This is a genomic window from Streptomyces sp. NPDC104581 (genome assembly GCF_055583685.1).
In genome coordinates this window covers 1-5,403 of record NZ_JBVJNN010000051.1, presented here as the reverse complement: position 1 = coordinate 5,403, position 5,403 = coordinate 1, and the positions used below count along the sequence as shown (strand labels likewise).

Annotated in this window: 5 protein-coding genes; all 5 read left to right on the top strand. The window is 73.2% G+C overall.

The window, feature by feature from the left end; genetic code table 11:
* Positions 1–143: 143 nt before the first annotated feature.
* Positions 144–1,271, top strand: coding sequence for a glutamate 5-kinase (gene proB / locus ACZ61E_RS28960; protein ID WP_469702985.1), 1,128 nt, complete (start codon positions 144–146; stop codon positions 1,269–1,271).
* A 145-nt stretch (positions 1,272–1,416) separates the two neighbouring features.
* Positions 1,417–1,944, top strand: coding sequence for a hypothetical protein (locus tag ACZ61E_RS28955; protein ID WP_469702984.1), 528 nt, complete (start codon positions 1,417–1,419; stop codon positions 1,942–1,944).
* Positions 1,945–2,053: 109 nt separating this feature from the next.
* A complete protein-coding gene (locus ACZ61E_RS28950; protein WP_469702983.1) occupies positions 2,054–3,346 on the top strand; it encodes a glutamate-5-semialdehyde dehydrogenase in 1,293 nt (430 codons plus the stop codon).
* 71 nt (positions 3,347–3,417) lie between these two features.
* Complete coding sequence (locus tag ACZ61E_RS28945; protein ID WP_469702981.1) at positions 3,418–4,014, top strand: SCO2584 family spore wall biosynthesis protein; 597 nt, start codon at positions 3,418–3,420, stop codon at positions 4,012–4,014.
* A gap of 103 nt (positions 4,015–4,117) precedes the next feature.
* Entirely contained in the window at positions 4,118–5,224 is a 1,107-nt protein-coding gene (locus ACZ61E_RS28940; RefSeq protein WP_469702979.1) for an SCO2583 family membrane protein, read from the top strand.
* Positions 5,225–5,403 lie beyond the last annotated feature (179 nt).

The window sequence follows — 5,403 nt, the reverse complement described above, 5'->3', positions numbered from 1 at the left end:
CCCCTCCCCCCCCCCCCCCCCCCCCCCCCCCCCCCCCCCCCCCCCCCCCCCCCCCCCCCCCCCCCCCCCGCCCCCGTCACGCGTGCTGTCCAGCGCGTGAAACGACCGCGCGCCGACGAGGCCCGCTGGCATAGATTCGGCCCGTGACAGTGGCAAGGCAGTACGTAACGCAAGCCCGCAGGATCGTCGTCAAGGTCGGCTCCTCCTCGCTCACCACCGCCTCCGGTGGACTCGACGCCGACCGCGTCGACGCCCTCGTCGACGTACTCGCCAAGGCCCGCGGCGGCGGCGAGAGGGAGATCGTGCTCGTCTCCAGCGGCGCCATCGCCGCCGGTCTCGCCCCGCTCGGCCTCGCCCGCCGCCCCCGCGACCTCGCCCGCCAGCAGGCGGCTGCCAGCGTCGGACAGGGACTGCTCGTCGCCCGCTACGCCTCCTCCTTCTCGCGCTACGGGCTGCGCGTCGGCCAGGTCCTGCTCACCACCGACGACACCAGCCGACGCTCCCACTACCGCAACGCCTACCGCACGCTCGACCAGTTGCTGACCATGGGCACCGTTCCGGTCGTCAACGAGAACGACACCGTCGCCACCGACGAGATCCGCTTCGGCGACAACGACCGGCTGGCCGCGCTCGTCGCCCATCTCGTCCGCGCCGACCTGCTCGTCCTGCTCTCGGACGTCGACGGTCTGTACGACGGCGACCCCGCGAAACCGGGCGCCGCCCGGATCGCCCGCGTCGACGGCCCCGCCGATCTGGTCGGCGTCTCCATGGGCAGCGCGGGCAGGGCCGGACTCGGCACCGGCGGCATGGTCACCAAGGTCGAGGCGGCCAGGATCGCCGCCGCCGCGGGCATCCCCGTCGTACTGACCTCGGCCGGCCGCGCGGGCGACGCCCTCGCCGGCCGCGACACGGGCACCTACTTCGGCCGGACCGGCCGCCGGTCCGCGGACCGGCTGCTCTGGCTCGCCCACGCCTCCACGCCACAGGGCGCGCTGACCCTCGACGAGGGCGCCGTACGGGCCGTCGTGGAGCGCCGCACCTCGCTGCTGCCGGCCGGGATCGCCTCGGTCGAGGGCGAGTTCAGCGCGGGCGACCCGGTCGAGCTGCGCGACACGGCGGGCCGGGCCGTGGCCCGTGGACTGGTCAACTTCGACGCCAAGGAGATCCCGCAGCTCCTCGGCCGCTCCACCCGGGATCTGGCACGCGATCTGGGGCCCGCCTACGAGCGGGAGGTCGTACACAGGGACGATCTGGTCATCCTGCATCCGTGACCCTCCCCTGAAACGGCTGAAAGTCCGGTTTTTTGGAAGGGACCTTTACCGAAAGCACCCCATGCCCCGTCCCGGGCTGGTCAACTTTGTCTCAGGGGTACGAGGCGGGGTAGCAGTAGGACGACGCAGCAACAGGAGGCCGCCGGTGAGACGAACGCGCCCGGGGGCGGGGTCCCTCGGGTCAGGAGGAGGCACCTTGCACGCCCGGAGGGCCGCGGGGGAGGAGCGGACGCTGACCAGCGTCGAAGCGGGGTCGGACTTCGACGACTTCGACGACGTGCCGGATCCGGGACCGTCCCGCGGGACACAGGCGCGCGGTGAGGACCGCGCGGTGTCGAAGCTCTGGCACATCACGCTCAGCGTGTCGGGTCCCGAGGCGCCGCTCACCGAGGTCAGACGGGGCCTCGAACAGCTCGCCCACGACCATCCGTTCCTGCTGACCAGCAGATACGCGAACGACCACGCGGAGATCCGCTACTGGGAAGAGGCCAGGGACCTGCACGACGCCGCCGCGGTCGCGCTGCGGCTCTGGGGCGAGCACCGGTCGAGCGCCAGGCTGCCTCCCTGGGAGATCGTCGGTCTCGAGGTCATCGACCGGGAGACCTACCACCTGCGCATCGCGGAGGGTTACGGCCCGCCGCCCGCCGCGCCGGTGGGCGTTCATCCGTTCTGAACCGAGGGCCGCGGCCGGCCGGGGAGGTCCACGCACCGGACGGGCCGCGGCCGTCTCGCAGTACGGGATACGGGGGAATTGCCCCCGGCCCGCGCATTACCCTGCGGGCATGACCTCCCTCTCGCCGTACGACAACCTGACACCGGTCACCAGGACCGCCTACCGCGCCCGCGCCGCCGCCGCCGACCTCGCCCCACTGCCGCGCTCGGTCAAGGACGACGCTCTGCTGGCGATCGCCGACGCCCTGGAAGTCCGTACGCAGGAGATCATCAAGGCGAACGGCGAGGACGTCGCGCGGGCCAGGGAAGCGGGCACCAGCGAGGCGATCATCGACCGGCTGACGCTCACCCCCGAGCGGGTGCGGGCGATCGCCGCCGACGTACGGGACGTGGCCGCGCTGCCCGATCCGGTCGGCGAGGTCGTGCGCGGATCGACGCTCCCCAACGGTATCGACCTGCGCCAGGTCCGCGTCCCGCTCGGGGTGGTCGGGATCATCTACGAGGCCCGCCCCAACGTCACCGTGGACGCGGCTGCGCTCTGCCTGAAGTCAGGCAACGCCGTCCTGCTGCGCGGCTCGTCCTCCGCGTACTCCTCCAACACCGCGCTCGTGCGCGTGCTGCGCGACGCCGTCGGCGGGGCCGGGCTGCCCGCCGACGCCGTCCAGCTCGTGCCCGGCGAGAACCGCGACTCCGTACGCGAACTGATGCGCGCCCGCGGTCTGGTCGACGTGCTCATCCCGCGCGGCGGCGCCTCGCTGATCCGCACCGTCGTGGAGGAGTCCACCGTCCCGGTCATCGAGACCGGCACCGGGAACTGCCACGTCTACGTGGACGCCGAGACCGACCTGGACATGGCCGTCGGGATCCTCGTCAACTCCAAGGCGCAGCGCCCCAGTGTCTGCAACGCCGCCGAGACGCTCCTCGTCCACCAGGACGTCGCCGCCGCGTTCCTGCCGCGCGCGCTGGACGCGCTCGCCGAGTCCGGGGTCACCGTGCACGCCGACGAGCGGGTGCTGGAGTTCGCGGAGGCGGCCGGCGGCACGAAGGCCACCGTGGTGGCGGCCACCGCCGAGGACTGGGAGACCGAGTACCTCTCGTACGACATCGCCGCCGCCGTCGTCGACTCGCTCGACGCGGCCGTCGCCCACATCCGGCTCTGGTCCTCCGGGCACACCGAGGCCATCGTCACCACCTCGCAGGCGGCGGCCCGCCGATTCACCCAGTTGGTCGACTCCACGACGGTCGCGGTCAACGCCTCGACCCGGTTCACCGACGGCGGCCAGTTCGGCTTCGGCGCCGAGATCGGCATCTCCACCCAGAAACTGCACGCACGGGGACCGATGGGACTGCCCGAGCTGACCTCGACCAAGTACATCGTGACGGGCGACGGTCACACACGGTAGCCGAACGGTGGAATCCGGTGGAATCTCCGCTGTCCCTGCCGAAATCGGCCTCCCCGGTCTACTCTGAGAAGGTGCCGGACGACGTGGGGGGCAAGCCGTTCCCGGACGGCTGGGAGCCCGACGACGACCGCGGAGGCGCGGACGAGGACTTCGCCTCCGTGGTGTTCGACGAGGACTTCATCCGGGCAGCACCCGTCCATGAACCGACCGCGGTCGAGCGGCTGCTGGCCGCCGCGCAGGCACGCGCCGACGCCGAGGCGGCCCGCGCCCGCTCCTACGGCGGCCCGTCCGACGACGACCGCTACGAGGACGGCTTCGGCCCGGCGAGCGGGTACGGCGCCCAGCGGCCCTACGACGCCGCCTACGACCCGGACGACCCGCACGGCGACTTCGGCCCCTACGGACGCCACGGCGGCGCCCTGCGCCCCTACCGGGGCAGCGCCCGCTGGCACCGGCCCGTCGCCTGGATCCTCGCGGTGGTGATGGGCATCGGGATGGTCGCCCTCGCGTTCACCGCCGTCTACCGGGGCGCCTCGGGCAACCGCCAGGACCGGGTGCCACCGCCCGCCACGACGGGCCTCGACAGCTCGCGCGGCACAGGCGGATCCGCGCCCTCGACGGAGTACTCGGTCCCCGAGGTCTCGGCCGTGCCGCGCAGCACTCCATGAGCCCCGTGCCCCGCAGTTGAGCGCTGTGACGCTCCGTGGCGGGGGCCGCTCTTGAGGCCGGCGCCCGCGTTTATGTTCGGCCCGCCCGACCTAACCTGAAGGTATGGCAGCGCGCGGAGACCCGCCCGAGGGCACGCCTGAGGGAACACCCGGCGGTGGCGATGACGAGTACCGGTCCGTCGTCTTCGACGAATCGTTCGTCCGCGCTGCCCGGCTCCAGGAGTTCTCCGCCAAGGAACGGATGGGCGACCACTCCCACGCCGTACGCCGCCGTGACCCCTCGGAGAAGCCCACCGGGGGCGCGTCGACCCCCCGGAGGGGATCCCTCCAGGTACTGCTGCTGGTGCTGGTGATCGCCGTGGCCTTCGGCACCGCCGTCTACGTCGGTGTCCGGCCCCCGTACCGGCCCGCGGTCACCCGATCGGCGGAACCGCTCCGTATGACAGTCATTCCGCTCGCTCCGGCCGGCGTGGTGCCGGGCGACGACCCCGAGAGACTGCTGCGGCAGAGCCCCGCCGCGAAGTTCCCCACCGGCGCCTCGGGGATCCCATTGCCGCTGGCCCGGCGGACACCGCACTTCACCGAGAACGAGGTGATGACCGCGCTGACCAACGCGAAGGACTACCTCGTCGCCTCGTCCGTCGACCCGGACGTCCTGACCGGTACCGAGCGGCGCTCGGTGCGCACACTGCTGGATCCGCAGCAGCGCTCGCAGTTCGACGCGAGCTTCACCGCCCCCGCCGACGACGGCAGACACGCGCCCGCGGGCTGGCTGGTGCGCTTCGACCCGGACAAGGTCGCGCTCGCCGACCCGGCCGTCCATGTCCGGGGCACGCTCCGGTTCGCGGAGTCGACGCCCGGCACGATCGACGTGATGTCGGACCACACCTTCGTCTACGCGCTGCGCCCGGCCCCGCGGTCGGTGGGGGAGACGGGGAAGCGGGACGCCTCGCTGTTCACCGTCCGACGGACCATGCACTTCCGGTTCGACCGCGAGGATCTGCCCGGACACCGGGCCGAGTTGCTGACCAGCCAGGTCCAGGCGGGGCCGCAGGCGTGCTCCACGGAGGCGGCGAGCACGCTCACACCGCTGCTGGCCGGGGACAGGGCGAAGCCGGCGGGCCCGGCGGGCACCGATCCGTACGCGACCGGGCCACCCACCGCCGGGCTGTGCGGCGTACTGGACAGCGGCGCGCAGCCCGGCGGTTAGGGCCTGCCGTGTGGATCAGGCCGGACAAGTGAGCGTGCGTGCCGGGGCACGCGAGCCCGGCCTGATCCACACGACAGGCCCTGGCTCCCGCGCGGGGGGGGAGGGGGGGGGGGGGGGGGGGGGGGGGGGGGGGGGGGGGGGGGGTGCTGTATGTGGTGCCTAGGGGAAAGGAGAGGCAA

Coding starts and splice junctions, on each gene's coding strand:
- ACZ61E_RS28950 (WP_469702983.1), top strand. CDS start 2,054: ATGACCTCCCTCTCGCCGTACGACAACCTGACACCGGTCACCAGGACC.
- ACZ61E_RS28940 (WP_469702979.1), top strand. CDS start 4,118: ATGGCAGCGCGCGGAGACCCGCCCGAGGGCACGCCTGAGGGAACACCC.